The organism is Halorubrum yunnanense (assembly GCF_026586675.1).
Lineage (GTDB): Archaea > Halobacteriota > Halobacteria > Halobacteriales > Haloferacaceae > Halorubrum > Halorubrum yunnanense.
In genome coordinates, this window is record NZ_JAODIX010000092.1 from 1 (window position 1) to 668 (window position 668).

General features: G+C 67.2%; 1 protein-coding gene and 1 pseudogene. Both read right to left on the reverse strand.

Features of this window, described 5'->3' with window-relative positions:
- Positions 1-141: 141 nt before the first annotated feature.
- Complete coding sequence (locus N5096_RS15990; RefSeq protein ID WP_267665784.1) at positions 142-381, reverse strand: hypothetical protein; 240 nt, start codon at positions 379-381, stop codon at positions 142-144.
- Positions 378-668, reverse strand: a pseudogene (locus N5096_RS15995) (hypothetical protein); the annotation flags it as partial. The gene N5096_RS15990 and the pseudogene N5096_RS15995, both read right to left, overlap by 4 nt.

Sequence of the window (668 nt, forward strand, 5' to 3'; positions counted from 1 at the left end):
CGGTCGGGACCGGCTCGCCGTCGCGGTTCACGTACCCATCGGCCGACGGGTAGACGTATATCGTCCCGAACCAGTCCCTCGACGGCTCGCCGAGAGTGTCCGCGACGTCGTCGAGCCGGGCGGCGAGGTCGTCGCGGTCGGTCATACGTCCCCCCGCTCGGCGTTGGCGTCGTTAGGAACGTACTCCCCAGTTACGATTATAGGCGTCCCGAAGGTGTCGGGGTCCGTGTCGTCGAGGTCGACCGGCTCACCGTCGGCCGTCTCATATCCGCCGTCGTCGGTCGTATAGACAACCGGCGAGCCGAACCCGTCCGTCGACGTGTCCGCGAGGTCCTCCTCGACGTCGTCGAGCCGGGCGGCGAGGTCGTCGCGGTCGGTCATCGGTCCCCCTCGCGGTCGGCCGCGTCCTCCAGGGCGGCGATTCGGCGCCGGAACTCCAGGGTGTCGATCCGCCGGTCGAGATATTCGTCGTAAGCGGTCGCCGCTTTTCGGGCGTCGTTCCAGTCCCCATCTTCAAGCGCGCCGGTCATACACCGCTTTAGGACGCTCCCGATTTCGAGGTCCCGCCGGCGCCCGAGCCGTCCCCGAACGTATGCGTCGAGCCGGTCGAGGTCCTTACTGATCTGCTGTTGGCTCACCCCGTACCGGTCCGCTAATTCGGTTTGGTT